13 protein-coding genes are annotated in these 16,371 nt (G+C 44.7%); 5 read left to right on the top strand and 8 right to left on the bottom strand.

The features are described from left to right. Nucleotides 1–6: 6 nt before the first annotated feature. The 3 genes from mfd (at nt 7) to AC3CKG_RS05180 (ending at nt 4,982) form a co-directional block, all read left to right on the top strand. The gene (mfd, locus tag AC3CKG_RS05190; RefSeq protein WP_488528926.1) at nt 7–3,468 is read left to right on the top strand and encodes a transcription-repair coupling factor; all 3,462 of its coding nucleotides are present in this window, start codon (nt 7–9) and stop codon (nt 3,466–3,468) included. Between the two features lie 62 nt (nt 3,469–3,530). Next, nucleotides 3,531–4,298: a peptidoglycan binding protein CsiV gene (locus AC3CKG_RS05185; RefSeq protein ID WP_017109953.1), complete on the top strand. Its 768-nt coding sequence runs from the start codon at nt 3,531–3,533 to the stop codon at nt 4,296–4,298. A 138-nt stretch (nt 4,299–4,436) separates the two neighbouring features. Next, nucleotides 4,437–4,982: a GNAT family N-acetyltransferase gene (locus AC3CKG_RS05180; protein ID WP_017107634.1), complete on the top strand. Its 546-nt coding sequence runs from the start codon at nt 4,437–4,439 to the stop codon at nt 4,980–4,982. 171 nt (nt 4,983–5,153) lie between these two features. Here the strand turns inward: AC3CKG_RS05180 and AC3CKG_RS05175 are convergent, their stop codons facing one another. The 7 genes from AC3CKG_RS05175 to hinT form a co-directional block, all read right to left on the bottom strand. Next, entirely contained in the window at nt 5,154–6,443 is a 1,290-nt protein-coding gene (locus AC3CKG_RS05175; protein ID WP_488528925.1) for an NAD(P)/FAD-dependent oxidoreductase, read from the bottom strand. A gap of 511 nt (nt 6,444–6,954) precedes the next feature. After that, on the bottom strand, nt 6,955–7,494 hold the full coding sequence (ycfP, locus tag AC3CKG_RS05170) for an alpha/beta hydrolase YcfP (RefSeq protein ID WP_017107632.1): 540 nt from the start codon (nt 7,492–7,494) through the stop codon (nt 6,955–6,957). A gap of 108 nt (nt 7,495–7,602) precedes the next feature. Beyond that, nucleotides 7,603–8,457: a phosphotransferase gene (locus AC3CKG_RS05165; protein ID WP_488528924.1), complete on the bottom strand. Its 855-nt coding sequence runs from the start codon at nt 8,455–8,457 to the stop codon at nt 7,603–7,605. Nucleotides 8,458–8,611: 154 nt separating this feature from the next. Then, nucleotides 8,612–9,202, bottom strand: a complete 591-nt coding sequence (gene lpoB / locus AC3CKG_RS05160; protein WP_017107631.1) for a penicillin-binding protein activator LpoB — start codon at nt 9,200–9,202, stop codon at nt 8,612–8,614. A 142-nt stretch (nt 9,203–9,344) separates the two neighbouring features. Further along, on the bottom strand, nt 9,345–9,728 hold the full coding sequence (locus tag AC3CKG_RS05155; protein WP_017107630.1) for a YcfL family putative periplasmic lipoprotein: 384 nt from the start codon (nt 9,726–9,728) through the stop codon (nt 9,345–9,347). Then, the gene (locus tag AC3CKG_RS05150) at nt 9,728–11,119 is read right to left on the bottom strand and encodes a COG3014 family protein (protein WP_488528923.1); all 1,392 of its coding nucleotides are present in this window, start codon (nt 11,117–11,119) and stop codon (nt 9,728–9,730) included. Before AC3CKG_RS05150 ends, AC3CKG_RS05155 begins: the two co-directional genes overlap by 1 nt. 259 nt (nt 11,120–11,378) lie before the next feature. Then, a complete protein-coding gene (hinT, locus tag AC3CKG_RS05145) occupies nt 11,379–11,729 on the bottom strand; it encodes a purine nucleoside phosphoramidase (RefSeq protein ID WP_004736268.1) in 351 nt (116 codons plus the stop codon). Nucleotides 11,730–12,005: 276 nt separating this feature from the next. On the opposite strand from hinT, the gene AC3CKG_RS05140 reads away from it, so the two are divergent. Together AC3CKG_RS05140 and AC3CKG_RS05135 are read left to right on the top strand one after the other, a co-directional pair. Beyond that, complete coding sequence (locus tag AC3CKG_RS05140) at nt 12,006–13,997, top strand: methyl-accepting chemotaxis protein (protein ID WP_488528922.1); 1,992 nt, start codon at nt 12,006–12,008, stop codon at nt 13,995–13,997. 198 nt (nt 13,998–14,195) lie between these two features. Beyond that, a complete protein-coding gene (locus AC3CKG_RS05135; protein ID WP_102310777.1) occupies nt 14,196–15,362 on the top strand; it encodes a DUF1887 family protein in 1,167 nt (388 codons plus the stop codon). 241 nt (nt 15,363–15,603) lie between these two features. On the opposite strand, the gene udp is transcribed toward AC3CKG_RS05135, so the two are convergent. Next, nucleotides 15,604–16,362 carry a uridine phosphorylase gene (udp, locus tag AC3CKG_RS05130; protein ID WP_004736272.1) on the bottom strand — a complete coding sequence of 253 codons (759 nt, stop codon included), beginning with the start codon at nt 16,360–16,362 and terminating at the stop codon, nt 15,604–15,606. Nucleotides 16,363–16,371: the final 9 nt, after the last annotated feature.

The following is a 16,371-nucleotide window of genomic DNA, read 5'->3' as shown; positions in this document are numbered from 1 at the left end:
ATAGACATGACAAAACAATCCATTTTTACACTACCAAAGCTCAAAGGCGCCGGTGATAAAAAACACATCGGTAACCTAGTTGGTTCATCTCTCGCGCTTGCTATCGCTAAACTTGCGGAGCAGCATAACAGCCATACTTTGCTTGCGGTGCCCGATCCTCAGATCGCACTCAAGCTTCAATCAGAAATTGAGCAGTTTACGTCACATGAAGTGGCACTATTCCCTGACTGGGAAACGCTGCCATACGATAGCTTCTCGCCGCACCAAGAGATCATTTCTGACCGTATAGCGCGACTTTATGCCTTACCAACATTAAAAGACGGCATCACGATCGTTCCGATCAGCACGCTACTACAACGTCAGTCGCCGCGTGACTTCTTGTTGCAACACACGTTAATGGTAAAAACGGGCGATCTCTACTCGTTGGAAAAGCTGCGTCTTCAGCTTGAAAAATCAGGCTATCGTTACGTTGACCAAGTGTTTGGCCCGGGTGAATACGCAAGCCGTGGTTCAATTCTCGACTTGTTCCCGATGGGCAGCAAAGACCCATATCGTATCGACTTTTTCGATGACGAGATCGACACGATCCGTACATTCGATCCTGAAAACCAGCGTTCTATCGAAGACATCTCTGAGATCCGTTTACTGCCAGCACACGAGTTTCCAACCTCAGAAAGCGCAATCGAAGATTTCAGAATTCGCTGGCGTCAGCAATTCGATGCACGTCGTGAACCAGAATCTGTCTACATGCAAGTTTCTAAAGGTACGTGGCCTGCCGGTATTGAATATTGGCAACCGCTGTTTTTTGACCACACCGAAACCTTATTCGATTACGTTGCCGATGAAGCGCAACTCTTGGTTCTTGGTGACGTAGAAACAGCTGTTGATGCTTTCCTTACCGACGTTGCTCACCGATACGAACAACGCGGTGTTGATCCATTAAGACCCCTATTGAGTCCAGAGCAATTGTGGCTAAAAAAAGATGAGCTATTCGCTCACTTTAAGCAAAAACCACAAGTTAACCTGAGCTTAGATACGATTGAAAAAAAAGCTGGCCGCATCAACCTACCGGTTGCATCACTGCCAGACTTGAGTGTTCAGCATCAAAACAAAGAGCCTCTGGCCAATCTCAGAAAATTCACGGAAGCCTTCGATGGCAAAGTGGTTTTTTCGGTTGAGTCTGAAGGTCGCCGTGAAGCCCTGAGTGAATTACTCAATGGCATTAAAGTTCGACCAAGTGAGGTTGAAAACTTGGATGCGGCCATTAAAGCCAAAGACAAGTTCAGCCTCATATTAGGTTCAGCTGAACACGGCTTTATCCAAGAAGAGCAAAACATTGCTCTTATCTGTGAAAGTGATTTATTAGGCGATCGCGTTGTACAGCGCCGTAAGAAAGACAAGAAAAGCGTTAACAGCGATACCGTAATTCGTCACTTAGCGGAACTTAAACCGGGCCAACCGGTTGTTCACATTGACCACGGTATTGGCCGCTATATCGGCTTGCAAACACTTGAAGCCGGCGGGATGAAAACCGAATACGTAACGCTTGAGTATCAAAACGATGCCAAGTTATACGTGCCTGTTGCGTCTCTGAATTTGATTGGCCGCTATTCAGGTGGTGCTGAAGATTCAGCACCACTGCACAAACTCGGTGGCGAAGCATGGCAAAAAGCTCGTAAACGCGCAGCTGAAAAAGTCCGTGATGTTGCCGCAGAACTACTTGACGTTTACGCTAAGCGTGAGCTCAAACCTGGCTACAAATTTGTATTGGATCGTGGTCAATACGCAACCTTCAAATCTGGCTTTCCTTTTGAAGAAACCGACGACCAAGCGATGGCAATCAATGCTGTGATGTCTGACATGTGCCAAGCAAAAGCCATGGACCGCTTAGTGTGTGGTGATGTGGGCTTTGGTAAAACAGAAGTCGCAATGCGTGCTGCGTTCGTGTGTACCGACAACAACAAACAAGTCGCGGTATTAGTACCAACTACCCTACTTGCTCAGCAGCACTTTGAAAACTTCCGAGACCGTTTCGCCAACTTGCCGATTCGTGTTGAGGTTCTATCTCGATTCAAATCAGCTAAAGAGCAAAAGTTAATCATGCAAGATGTCGCTGACGGCAAAGTCGATATCTTAGTGGGTACTCACAAACTACTTTCTAGTGAAATCAAATTCCAAGACCTTGGCCTGTTGGTTGTCGATGAGGAACACCGCTTTGGCGTACGTCAGAAAGAGAAAGTGAAAGCGATGCGTGCCGATGTTGATATCCTAACGCTAACCGCAACGCCTATTCCACGAACGCTAAATATGGCGATGAGTGGCATGCGCGATCTTTCGATCATCGCAACGCCACCAGCACGACGCTTAGCAATAAAAACCTTTGTTCGAGAGAGTGATGATGCGGTGGTAAGAGAGGCGGTACTGCGTGAAATCATGCGTGGTGGTCAGGTTTACTTCCTGCACAACCAAGTCGACACGATTGAAAAAACAGCCGAGTCCCTGCAGAAGTTAATTCCAGAAGCTCGTGTAACGGTCGCTCATGGTCAAATGCGAGAGCGCGAACTAGAACGCATCATGAATGACTTCTATCATCAGCGTTTTAATCTGTTGGTATGTACCACCATCATCGAAACAGGTATCGATGTTCCGACGGCGAATACCATCTTGATGGATAGAGCCGACAATCTCGGTTTAGCGCAGCTGCACCAGTTACGTGGTCGTGTGGGTCGTTCGCATCACCAAGCTTATGCCTACATGCTAACACCACACCCGAAAGCGATGAGCAAAGACGCCATTAAGCGATTAGATGCGATTGCCTCTTTGGAAGATCTGGGCGCTGGCTTTACCCTAGCGACTCACGATTTAGAGATTCGTGGCGCGGGTGAACTGTTGGGTGATGAGCAGAGTGGTCAAATCCAATCGGTTGGCTTTACGCTTTATATGGAAATGCTTGAGCAAGCAGTTGAAGCATTGAAAGAAGGTCGAGAGCCATCGCTTGATGACCTACTGCGTGAACAAACTGAGATCGAAATGCGTCTACCTGCGTTATTGCCAGATGACTATATCCCAGACATCAATACTCGATTATCGACCTACAAGCGTATTGCGAGCGTCAGTGACACGGATGAACTGGCAGAGCTTAAAGTTGAACTGATCGACCGCTTTGGCAGTCTTCCTGATGCAACCAAGAACTTATTATCAGTTTCTGAGCTAAAATTAGCGGCTGCGTCCATTAAGGCGAAGAAAATTGAAGCTCACGACAAGGGCGGATTCTTAGAATTCTACCCAGATGCTGACATAAACCCGGCCTACCTTGTTAAACTATTGCAATCCCAACCGCAAAAGTTTTCAATGGAAGGACCAACAAAGTTCAAGTTTACGATACCATTGGTAGACAGACGGAAACGAATTCAATTTGTTAGTGATTTATTGGGCGAATTCAGACAGAACTTGCTGCCTTCGGCATAAAACCCAATCCACTGCACATATAAATTATCCAGCCGTAACAGCGGCTGGAAGACGGAGTAAAAATGAAAAGACTGATCCCACTGCTACTATTGTTCGTCTCACTGCCAAGTTTGGCTCAGAGACAATTTGATATAGAAGTGATCATTTTCAAGCGCGCAGTTGATGCCGAAAAAGTCAACGAATCTTGGCCGAACACTCAGCCGAAGATTTCACTTGAGCGCGTTGGTTCATTTCAAGATACCCAATACCGCTCTAAGAAAGGCGTACAAATGTTGCCTTACTCAGAGTACAAGCTAACGCCTCAGAAAGACAAACTGCGCAAACATGCAGGCTTTGAAGTTCTGATGCATACTGCTTGGCGTCAAGGTGACCAAGGTAAGAGCTCTGCACCTGTTTTCCATATTCAAGCAGGTAAAGACTTCTCTAAAGATTTCAATGCAGATGGTTCTGAAAAAGGTGCTATCACCGCAGGCAGTGCCGATGGATTCAAAGAAGAGACCATTGATAAGCCACTATACGAACTAGACGGCAAGCTACAGATCTACGTGCAGCATTACCTATACGCTGAAACCACGCTCGATTTAAAAGCGCCAAGCGTTCGTGAAGTGACTCTGAAAGAACAGCCTATTGAGTTAGACACACCAGTAAGCGGTGCAGACAGCAATGTTCAGGTGGGCAACTTAACTGAGATCTCACCGACAGTGCAGGTAGAAGAGTTCCTTAAGAGCTACCGCATGGATCAAAAGCGTCGTATGCGTAGTACAGAAACTCACTACCTTGATCACCCGCTTCTAGGTATGGTGATTCAAGTTCGACGTGTAGCGCAGTAAGTTACTTGCCGATTCGGCTATAATTATATAAATAATTCAAAATCCGCCCTCCTAGTGAGGGCGTTTTATTAAGTGCTATCTATCTTTATTCTGTATTGACTACTTTGTTCAGTACTTACATGTAATTCGGTATTTCTTATGAGCCCTGACTTTCAGATAAATACTCAACACCTCAGCCTCAAAATTATTGAAGCTACAGACGCTCCTGAGTTCTCTCGGTTGATCCAAACATCCCCTAGCCTATTTCCATGGGTAGACTGGTGCCACGATGCGTTCTCTATTGTAGAAGCCGAAAAATTCATTCTGGCTACCCGCTTAAATTGGGTAAAAGCAGACGCATTTGGGTTTGGTATTTTTGAACGCCACAGCAATCAACTGGTTGGAATGGTGGCAATTAATGAGCTTTACCATACCTTCAATATGGCAAGTTTAGGTTATTGGGTTGGCGACGAGTTTCAACGAAAAGGGATTGCCAAAGAAGCGATGCTGACCTTATTTGAATTCTGCTTTGCTCAACTGAAACTAACGCGTTTAGAGATTGTTTGCGATACAGAAAACCTACCAAGCCAAAGGCTGATTGAGAAGTGTGGCGCAGAGCGTGAAACCATTGCCAAGAACCGCTTTATCTTTAACGGCAAACCAAAAGACGGCGTGGTTTATTCTGTATTGCCTCCAACCTCTTAGGTTCTTAAGTTCTTAAGTTCTTAAGTTCTTAAGTTCTTAAGTTCTTAGGTTCTTAGGTTCTTAGGTTCTTTAATTATTAAGTCATTAAGCCAGCAAAAACAGCACGTCATCGACACGATCAAAAAAGAGCTCCGAAGAGCTCTTTTTTATTCGCTGAAAATCACCAATTAATTAGTGCAGCTTCAGATTTGGACGCAACACACGGTTGATTCGGCCTACCAACATCATTAACGACGTTTTGATGATGCCGTGAAGCGCGACTTGGTGCATGCGATACAAAGAGATGTAAACCACGCGAGCAATACGACCTTCGACCATCATTGAGCCTTTAGTCAGGTTACCCATCAAGCTACCTACTGTAGAGAAACGGCTTAGTGAAACAAGCGAGCCTTTGTCTTTGTAGATATAATCTTTCAGGTCACGGCCGTTCAGCTTAGCAATGATGTTGCTGAATGCGCAGCTTGCCATTTGGTGCGCCGCTTGTGCACGTGGTGGAACAAATGAACCGTCCGCTTGTGTACATTGTGCTAAGTCGCCAATAGCAAAGATGTTGTCATCAAGCGTGGTTTGTAGCGTGTTTTTCACAACCAATTGGTTAATACGGTTAGTCTCAAGACCACCAATATCTTTCAGGAAATCTGGTGCTTTGATACCCGCCGCCCAAACCATGATTTGCGCTGGAATCTTATCGCCATCTTTGGTTGTTAGACCTTCAGAATCAGCCTGAATCACCATAGTGTTGGTACGCACGTTAACACCAAGCTTAGTTAGCTCAGAGTGCGCTGCACTCGAAATACGAGGTGGTAGAGCTGGAAGAATTCGCTCACCCGCTTCAACCAGGTTAACGTTAAGCTTGCTTGAATCTAGATCACCAAAACCGTAAGTACGAAGCTCTTTCACAGCGTTGTGAAGCTCAGCAGAAAGCTCTACACCTGTCGCGCCAGCACCAACAATCGCGATATCAACAGTGCCTTGACCGTTTTTAGCGTGAAGTTTTAAGAACTGGTTGTTCATTTCCGTACGGAAACGGTGAGCTTGTTCTGGGCTATCAAGGAAAATACAGTTGTCACGAACGCCAGGCGTGTTGAAGTCGTTTGACGTTGAACCAATTGCCATCACTAGGATGTCGTATTCCAGTTCACGGCTTGGCATCAGCAATTCACCGTGATCATCTTTCAGTTCGCTCAGTGCAATCACTTTACGCTCACGATCGATGTCGTTCAGGCTGCCCATTTGGAAATCGAAGTAATGGTTTTTTGCATGTGCGCGGTAGCTTAATGCATCAACACCTTCGTCCAGTGAACCTGTTGCTACTTCATGAAGTAATGGTTTCCATAGGTGGCTTGCTTTACGGTCAACCAGAGTAATCTGGGCACGTTTTTTACGACCTAAAGTGCGGCCTAGCTTAGTTGCTAGTTCTAAACCACCAGCACCACCGCCTACTACGATAATTTTTGTCACAATGACAATCCTCTACAAAATGAATAAATGGGGTTCGGCTCGATTACTCCAACCGATAAATTCTATGTATCTACTCGGCCTTGAATGCGAAGGCTGTTACAAATTGGATAACCGCGAAAAAGAATAACGACAGCTCACCGAGTAGTTAGAGGGATTACAAACAACAAACATTGGCCTGTCGCTTTGCTCACGTGGATAAAAAAGGTGACTACCTGAGAGGTAGAGCACAAATAATGGGCAAGTTTTATCACTCGCTCTCAATTTTTCTTGATATTTATCAAAATATTTTGCTTGGGAACATTATATATAGCAAAAAGATGACCGCAACAAAAATCCTTACCCACAATGAGGATTCGGGGCGAATTAGTTAACGTTTGCGCAAGCTTGTCTACAAATGCGCAAACTCATCGATAAAACATATACAACCGTTTTATCAATGCCAGTTCCTAGGATTCAGATGTAAAAAAGCAGCACTCAAATGAGTGCTGCTTTTATAAAATAGAGGGGTGAATTAGGCGTTTTTAAACGCTTTCATTGCTTGAAGGTGTTGAGAGATCTTTTTAAATTTATGGCTCTCTTTTTCATCCCAGATTACCTCATAGTAATCCCCAAGTTCAGCTTCCGTTCGCGTATTGTCGTGAATTTCATCTTCACGAGACAACACAACTAAACAGCGTCCCTTGTTTTTCATACGATACTGAGCGACACACTTAGTCGCAATATCTTCATACTCTTCAGGACGGTCAATTCGACCCACCATATTGTTCTCAGGTTGCAGGTTAGGGTTGAAAACCACTTGCTTAATCCCGCATAAGAAACCAATACGCTCTGACCAAAAACCCCCTAAACCTACCCCACAGATAATAGGATGCGGATCATCAGATTGTTCTATCACTTTATGCACTTCTTTAAGAAGATGCTGCATATCGTGCTTTGGATGCAAAGTACTGTAGTTGATGAAACGAACGTCATCATCAATGAATTGCAACTGCAGTATTTTTTCGTGATTGCCCGGGCTAGTTGAGTCGAAGCCATGTAGATAAATAATCATTAGTACCTCCCTGTTGAATATTGGTACGTTTTAATTAATCTAACATGAAAAATAAGGTTTTAAAGGGAACACCAACGAAATTATATTTTTCACTTCCTAAACGTGATCCTAGCTACAGAAAGTGTGACTCAATAACTCAGCTTCACGCAGATAGCTTTCATCGCCCCAGAGCTGATGTGCCAGTAAATACCACAACATGGCCATCATTCGACTTCGTGGCAACCAAGCCTCTACGCCATCAAGCCAAGGCTGAACATCATGAATACCTCTTAACTGACAGTACTTGTTAACGGCTTCAATCACCGGGACATCCGCAACAGCAATAGTTAACGTAAGATCAAGCCTTGGGTCAGCTAAGGCTGCATATTCCCAATCAATGATCTTAATCCCACCTTGGTTCTTCACAAGGTTATAGCCACCGAGATCAAAATGACACAAAGACAGGTCAACACTTGGGATACTTGGAGCCACGCGCCACTCTTGATAAATCTTGGTGCAGATTTCAGTCTTATGAACCGCATCAAGCTGAAGCCAGTAATGATCGACTCGCGCTGTAAAGCTGAACGGTTGGAGCGGCAATCGTGCGGTATTAACCAAATGCACCGAGATCAGCGTTTTCAACAAATCATCAAGCTCTAAGCCTTCGTAAAGAGTCTCACCCGCAATCCATTCAACCAATAAGCCTTGCTCATTGACCATTATCGGACTTGGCCCGATATCTAGGCGCTCAATAGCAGAGAGCACTTGATACTCTTCATGACGAGAGATGAAGAACGCCTTGGTAATCGGAGTAATCGGACGCCAAACATACTCGGTACCATCGGCTGAAACCAGCTTCCAACATCGATTGGTTAAACCGCCGGTCAGCGTCTGTGCTCTAACCGGTGGTTCAGAAAAGTAACCATCCAGCGAACTCAAACTGGTATCAAGAAGCTTAGCTTCAGGCCAAGAAAAAATTGCCATTGCTCATTCCCTACAAACGTTTCCATTTCCCTACAAAAAAGACACTGACCAAAAGCCAGTGTCTTTTATTCACAGCACATCATGTACTGCATTGGCGTGTGACCAAATCAAACGCTGTCTTTACCGGCTGCGTTTGATTGGCAAGTAAGCGAAATTAAAGACCCAGTAGGCTCTTAGATTGTTGCTTACGGATTTCAGTCTCATCAGCCCATTCAATTAAGCCAGACTCAAGATCCATTAGACGCATGGTCATTTTGTAGTATACGTCTTCATCGCTACCGTCTTTCTTCACGATGCTTGATAGGTTGCCGTACAACATGTACTGAGCACCGACCATTTTACCAAACTGAATCGCTGAACTTTGGTTTACAAGCTCATCGTTGTTTTGGAAGTTCAGTTGATCACGAACAGACTCTACACGATCCATATCAACGAAACGGAACTTACCAGAGTTCAGCATTTTAGTACTGATAGTGTCAGTGATTGACTCAGTATCGATGTGCTCACTGGTTTTGTTCTTGATGCGTTCTACGAAGACGATTGGACGCTGCTCACGAGTGATGTAAGAAACAGAACCAGAAGCCATCATGCTATCGACCATTTCGCCAGCAATCGTTTGAAGATCTGTTGAACCGAAATCGATTGTTGTGGTTTCTACTGCTTGTGCATCACCGTAGCTTACCTTGTTTGAACAACCGCCTAAAATAACCGCTAAACCTAGTAGCGCAATGACACTCTTTTTCATTTTGTTTCCTCAACTTATCACTGAGCGGGGTTACCCTCACTCTTAAATTCTTATGTTAGCGAATCAATAAATCCGCTTTCTGTGGCCCGAATCGAACTGATATAACTCGAGCTCACTCTAACTATGTCTATTCTCGCAGAGCTTACTGCTCTCGGAACTGAACTCGGAACTGAGTTGCTTTCGGGTTTACCGACACTTCCGACAACGAAATACTTTCAAAGCCACGAACAATCGCTTGTTTCCAAGGGCCTTGCTTTAGGTTGACCTCAAGTCCAGCATCGTCGTACCAGTAGAAACGATAAAGGATATGTTGATCGCCTTTATAGTTACTGTTTAAACGAACAATACCTCTTGTGTGACCATCAATTTGATCAGTGCGGATATCATCAACGGCAAGTCGACTGCCGAGCACATTGTCACCAAAAAATACGTTTTGAGTTAGGCTATCAACCCTTACACCTGCTGTGTTATCAGCACAACCAGCCAGAGCGATGACCGCTGCTACGCTCACTAACCACTTTTTCATTACAGCCTCCCTAGCTGTTTATGCCACATTGTTGCGTTATTGCCTTGTCGAGAAATCCAAACCAAGGTGGTCTGCCCTTCTCTAATATCAAAGTCATACGTTCTAGCACCCGCTTCTAACGTATATTGACCGCTATTTGCTACAAACGTGCTGCTCTTGATCTCTGCGGGTAAAGATTGCCAGCTACGCGTGTCTGGCTGTTCCGTAAAGGTATTCCAGACATTGAACAGAATGTTACCCACATCGTTACCTTGGGTCGCTTCTTTGCGAATGCGATCTTTCGCGACCACACGCAGTGCTTGGCGAATAACAATACTCGTCATGCGCTCAGATAAATCGTTTTGAGCCATCGCGTTTACATCCGTAATCAAATGTTCTTGTAACGGTTGTCCACTGATTCGTAAGGCAGAAAAACGCTCTACGTTTTGGCTCGGATAATATGGCAGCGCCAGAGAATATATTGCGCCCTGATCTCGACTGTCATAAATAGGTAAATCTAATCGCCAACTGTCCATAGCTTGAACAGCGCTCTGCTCTTGAAGCACAATCACACGACCTTGACCACTGCCAAGCTTAGACGATTGCTTGTAGCGCTTTTCGAGTGTCGTTAAATCTTGTCGCATACCTAAACGAGCGGCTGTTGCCATCGTTCTATCAATGATTTCTTGGTTCTCTGGCATCACAGCCAAAGCACGTTGATAGTCAACGTAGGCGCTGTTTAAGTCGTTTGAAGCTTCATAAAGCAGACCCGATAAAAACATCAGATACGCATTTTGCACCGACTGCAGTTTTTTACCCGCGTCTGGGTAATTGGCAAGAATGCTACCCACATTGGCAGACACTCCCTGCTTCTTCGCATCGTTGGCTGCACTTTCTAATTCAGCTTCACGTTGCTTCTTTGCTTGTTCTTGAACTTGGTTGGCACGACGCATTTCGATCACCGCACCTTCTAAGTCGTTTTTCTTGAGATAATTTAAACCGAGATAGAGATGAAGAAAGCCTAACTCGTAATCAGGCGGCACATACTCGGTAATATTATCGTTCACAGCCAACGCACCTACACTGGTTGCACTGTCTGAAATAGAAATTACGGCTTTGTTTTGTTGATCTTTTACTGCCTGATCAGCCAATTCAAACGAAGACTTACTTTCAGGGTACTTTTGATCCAGCAGATTAACCCTGCCTCTTTCAAAGTTATCAAGGATGTCGCCAGCTATGTAATCTGGTAGCTCCTGCTGAGCCTCTGAATAATCCCCAGATTTCACTGCTTGATAGATATCTTTGTTTTGCGCGCTGTAATGACTGAACAGACTGCCTGCAGACATACTCGCACAACCCGCGGTCAACGCCGATAACAGGGCAATGGAAGCGAATCTAAACTGTTGCTTCACTTATCGTCTCCGTGCATGTTTAAAATGCCAACTTTGTTGTCTCATTATCAAAACGAAACGTGTTGTTAAAAGGATCTCAAGCAGGTTGTTATCCTGCTTAATTAGGCTCGGCCTAGGCGATGCCGATATTCAGACAACAGATAAAACTTAAAGTTGGCATACAAACAACAAATTTTCCAACTGGCTGTTTAGGTTAACTAACCCATTAACTTGTATTAACGAGATCATTAACTGTTTCGTTAGCTCATTAGCCTTTTAATTAACTCATTAAAAGCGGGCCAAGCGGGCGGCCACCAACCAAATGCATGTGAATATGGTAAACCTCTTGGCCACCGTGAGAGTTGCAGTTCACGATAAGACGGTAACCATCTTCTGCAATGCCTTCTTCTTTCGCTAACTTACGAGCAACAGTAAACATACGTCCCATCATTGCTTCATCTTCCACTTCAACATCGTTGGTTGTGGGAATCAGCTTGTTAGGGATAATTAGGATATGGCTAGGAGCGCGAGGGTTAATATCACGGAATGCCGTTACTAAGTCGTCTTGGTATAGCAGATCTGCAGGAATTTCTTTATTGATGATCTTACTAAAGATAGTTTCTTCAGCCATGTTTTTCTCCGATAAAACATTGAGTTTTTAATGTTTTGAGTATGCGCTATGCCGCAACAAACCACAATAAATCCGCTCTAAAGCATAATAAAAAACACCGTTCAAATCAAAGAAAACAAGCCTTAGCTCTCAAGAATGGCATGCTGATTATAACTGAGGGTTATTTTTGTTGTGTGCGTCATAAAATGCGTAAGCGGAGCTCAATAGAATGCTGACAATTTTGTTAGTTTTACATTGACCTGACATTAGGTCTGCATTTTATTTAGGGAGAAAGCCATGAAGGGATCTGTGATCAAGCGTATGTACGCTGGTTTCGCACTGATCATCATCATGTTCGCAGTCACGATAACCATCATGATGAACAGCATGAATCAGATACACAGCAATTTTGAGAGTGTCTCAGAAACCTCATTACCGCTTGTTGCGCTTTCAAATCAAACAAGCGTCCAATTGCTCTCTGCTGATAAGTCATTCAAAGACTTCTTAACCACACAAAATGCTGAGCGCATGTCTGCAATGCGTACAGAATTTGCGGCATCACAAAACTCTTTTTCTCAAGTTCTAGGCAGTTTAGAAGCGGCAAGTCAAAACAATGCCTCGTTAACTGAGCGTATCGTGCAGTTACGAGCAATGGAAGAGCGTTACTTTGCTGAAGCTGATGAAGCGATGAATAACTACGTGGCGATGTTTGAAGCACAGGAGCAAGTACAAAAAGCCTCTCGAGATTTCCAACGTCTTCATTCTGAATTGACGGTAGGCATGAAAGAGTACGTTGCCGACCAAAAAAGCATCTCTGTAAAAGTGATGGCGAAAAGCTACTTCATCAAACTGCAAGACGCTGAAGTTATCACCTCAGACGCCCTAGCGAGTTCTGATGTGTCTTTCGTGCAAAAAGCGGTAAACCAGAATAAAAAAGCCGTGACTCACTTAAACTACGCTTACCGTGGTTTATCAACACAATTACCTGCGCTTAAAAATGTCTTCGATGAATCCGTACAAAGATTCACGAAAGACGTTGGCCAGAAAGGTGGCGTGCTAGACAAACACAACAACTACCTAAAAGCGAAAGAAGCGCTGTACATCAACATCGCAAATCTTGCCGTTGAAATAGACCAAGCGATGGCGGTATTGGATTCATTCAACGTGACTGCAGAAGAACAGTTGAACTCATCATTAGCAGACGCAAGCAGCATCTACGATAAAGGTCTGTTCAATGCGATTGCGATTGGTATTGTTGTAACGGTATTCGCCGCAGCGATCGGCTACCACATTGCACATAGTGTAAGAGAGCCATTAACTCGTATCCTAGGTACATTGGAAGGCCTAACTGAAGGCGATATGACTCAACGAATCGACATTCGTTATGATAACGAATTCAGTCGTGTGAGCCGCCACATCAACACCTTGGCCGACAACCTACGTAATATTCTCGTGAAACTGAATGACGCTTCCGATGACTTAACTAAAACGGCAAGCGTAAACCAAAAAACGTCTTCAGAAACGCAGGCTCAACTGAACAGCCAGCGCGAGCAAACAGCGACAGTCGCGACAGCTATGACAGAGATGTCTCATTCAGTTCAAGAAGTGGCGAACAGCGCGCAAAGCTCATTAACCATGGTTCAACAAGTAGAATCGGCTTCTGAATCTGGTCGTCAAATCATGAACACCAACATCAGCACCATCAACAAACTTGAGGCTCGACTTACTGAGTCTGTCAGCGCGGTAGGTGAACTGCAACAGATGAGTAGCCAGATTGGCTCAATCCTCGATGTTATCCGTGGTATTGCTGAACAAACCAACCTACTTGCACTCAATGCGGCAATCGAAGCGGCGCGTGCGGGTGAGCAAGGTCGTGGTTTTGCGGTGGTTGCCGATGAAGTACGCGTACTGGCACAAAAGACCACTCAATCAACGTCTGAAATTGAGACCATGATCAGCAACCTGCAATCAAGCTCGAAAACAGCAAGCAACGTCATTGAAAGCTGCATGAGCGATATGGACATGTCGGTTGAACAGGCCTCAAGTGCAAATAGTGCGATGGAAGAGATTCAAGCGCTGATTCTTGAGATCAGCCATATGAGCACGCACATTTCTCAGGCAGCAGCTGAACAAAGCGAAACATCGGGAGATATCGCGCGCAATATTGAAGACATCAACCACATCGCCGATAAGAGTTACCAAGCTATGTCGTCGATTGCTGAAGCAAGCCAAAACCTAACGATTCTGGCAAATCAGCAAGGTGACTTGGTTCATCAGTTCAAGCTATAGATATTTGAGAAATTGATAGATATTTAGTGCGAATATTGGGACTTCTTACCCAATAGTGGTAACTAATTGAACAAGGGCAACTTTTATCAAGGGTTGCCCTTGTTTTTTATGATCTTTGTCATTATATGATTATTAAGGCTTGCTGCTTCCCGTTTTTTTCTTTCACCTTTATGAGCGAGCCGCTATTAAGGAATTTATATGGCTGTTCATGTTGGCATTATCGATCAAGACCCCATTCGCTTGCTCACCCCCCTACTAGATAACCGAACGATCAGCACTCATATCGTGTTTATCGGCGACAAGAATCAAGTCAGTATTTACCAACGCTTGGACAGCGTTTTACAAAAGCGCGACATTACGAGTGAGTTTTTCGAAATTCCAACCATCGTAAACACGTCTGTTATTAAAGAATCCATTCAAACCCTTGCCGAAGACCTCAAAGCACGAGGCCAAGAAGTAAAGCTCAACGCAAGTTGTGGCTTACGTCACCGCCTACTATCTGTGTACGAAGTGTTCCGCACTTATCATTGGCCAATCTTCGTGGTGGAACCGAACAGTGACAAACTGTGCTGGTTATATCCAAGTGGCAAAGAAGACGCGCAAGTACAAGACCGTATTACCATCGATGACTACCTAACTGTGTTTGGTGCTCGTGGTGAATTCAGCGATGTTCAACTGTCTCCTCAACTCGACCAAAAACTGTATGAACTGGGCGAACGTTGGGCAAGTAACGCGTTAGAGTTAGGCCCAGGCCTCGCAACGCTGAACTACCTTGCCACAACCTGCCGTAAAGAACAGAGACTGGATGTTGGGCTGTCTGAGAAGCAACAAGGCTATCGTGAGCTAAACATGCTGCTGAGCGATTTGGTTGAAGCTAAGATTGCGACTTACGACAACGGTATTCTGACCTTTGCCAATGAAGACGCACGACGCTTCTCAAACGGCGAATGGCTTGAGACCTTAGTTCACAGCACGGTGAAGCAAATCCAAGATGATATGCCAACCATTCAAGACCGTTCTTTGAATGTTCAAGTTTACCGCCAACTTGGTGAGCGTGAGGTTCGTAATGAGCTTGATGTAGCATCAGTAGTGAACAATAAGCTGCACATCATCGAGTGTAAGACCAAAGGCATGCGTGATGATGGTGATGACACCTTGTACAAGCTGGAATCGCTTAGAGACCTACTGGGTGGCCTACAAGCACGTGCCATGCTGGTTAGCTTCCGTCCTCTTCGTCATAATGACATCACTCGAGCAGAAGACCTTGGCCTTGCGTTGATTGGCCCTGATGAATTGAAAGATCTGAAAACACACCTAACGGCATGGTTTACCGCAGCCGGTGGTGATGAAGATTTAGAGTGCTAAAAACCAATAGGCCCTGAGAGCTCAACGCTCTTAAGTACATCTAAAAAGGCGAATGACGATTAAGTCACTCGCCTTTTTTGTTCTCCAGACATTTGTCTGTTTCGCTCTATTGTCATCTTTCAACTATCTATGCTTTTAATTTCTTTACCCCATAAAAAATGGCCGCATCATTCGATGCGGCCATTTTTAAATCTTGGAAACAGACTTAAAGCATTTTTATAACTAAAAGTATTTTTACAACTTAAAGCATCTTACGAGCAGCTTCTACAACCACTTTAATTGAACGTGCTTCTGTTACTTTTAGTGTTTCGTGATCAGGCGTCTCTTTTTGAGTACGGTTGATGATAACACCAGCAACACAACCCGCTTTTAGACCAGAACTTGCACACATAGTTAGCAGTGTTGCAGATTCCATTTCGAAGTTTAGAACGCCCATGTCTTGCCATTCTTGCATAGAACCTTGGAAACGCTTAACAACGCGACCAGAGAACGTGTCGTAACGCTCTTGGCCTGGGTAGAACGTATCGCTTGATGCCGTTACGCCCATGTGAACTGTTGCACCTGATTCGTCAACTGCCGCTTTCATTGCTGTTGCAACTTCAAAGTCAGCCACTGCTGGGAACTCCATAGGAGCAAAGTGTAGGCTTGCACCATCTAGACGAACAGAACCAGTAGAAACGATCATGTCACCCACGTTTACGTGTGGTTGGATAGCACCAGTAGTACCAACACGAAGGAAAGTGCGAACACCCAGTTGAGCTAGCTCTTCTACAGCGATAGACGTTGATGGACCACCGATACCTGTTGAACATACAACAACTGGCTTGCCGTCTAGTTCTGCGCGGTAAAGCGTGTATTCACGATGGCTAGCAAGAAATACTGGATTCTCCATCTCTTCTGCAATTTTTTGTACACGAGCAGGATCACCAGGGATGATCGCAAGAGTAGCACCGTTAAGATCTGCTTCAGTAACACCTAAATGGAAAACAGCTTGAGACATAGTTCGCTC

Source organism: Vibrio sp. QJM3NY_15, from assembly GCF_057785995.1.
The sequence above is the reverse complement of the archived record's forward strand: the minus strand, read 5'-3'. Positions and strand labels throughout refer to the sequence as shown.

Bases quoted from the DNA above. Each gene is read 5' to 3' on its own strand.
- AC3CKG_RS05140 (WP_488528922.1), top strand. From the start codon at position 12,006: ATGAAGGGATCTGTGATCAAGCGTATGTACGCTGGTTTCGCACTGATC.
- AC3CKG_RS05180 (WP_017107634.1), top strand. From the start codon at position 4,437: ATGAGCCCTGACTTTCAGATAAATACTCAACACCTCAGCCTCAAAATT.
- mfd (WP_488528926.1), top strand. From the start codon at position 7: ATGACAAAACAATCCATTTTTACACTACCAAAGCTCAAAGGCGCCGGT.
- udp (WP_004736272.1), bottom strand. From the start codon at position 16,362: ATGTCTCAAGCTGTTTTCCATTTAGGTGTTACTGAAGCAGATCTTAAC.
- AC3CKG_RS05165 (WP_488528924.1), bottom strand. From the start codon at position 8,457: ATGGCAATTTTTTCTTGGCCTGAAGCTAAGCTTCTTGATACCAGTTTG.
- AC3CKG_RS05155 (WP_017107630.1), bottom strand. From the start codon at position 9,728: ATGAAAAAGTGGTTAGTGAGCGTAGCAGCGGTCATCGCTCTGGCTGGT.
- AC3CKG_RS05185 (WP_017109953.1), top strand. From the start codon at position 3,531: ATGAAAAGACTGATCCCACTGCTACTATTGTTCGTCTCACTGCCAAGT.
- ycfP (WP_017107632.1), bottom strand. From the start codon at position 7,494: ATGATTATTTATCTACATGGCTTCGACTCAACTAGCCCGGGCAATCAC.
- hinT (WP_004736268.1), bottom strand. From the start codon at position 11,729: ATGGCTGAAGAAACTATCTTTAGTAAGATCATCAATAAAGAAATTCCT.
- lpoB (WP_017107631.1), bottom strand. From the start codon at position 9,202: ATGAAAAAGAGTGTCATTGCGCTACTAGGTTTAGCGGTTATTTTAGGC.
- AC3CKG_RS05135 (WP_102310777.1), top strand. From the start codon at position 14,196: ATGGCTGTTCATGTTGGCATTATCGATCAAGACCCCATTCGCTTGCTC.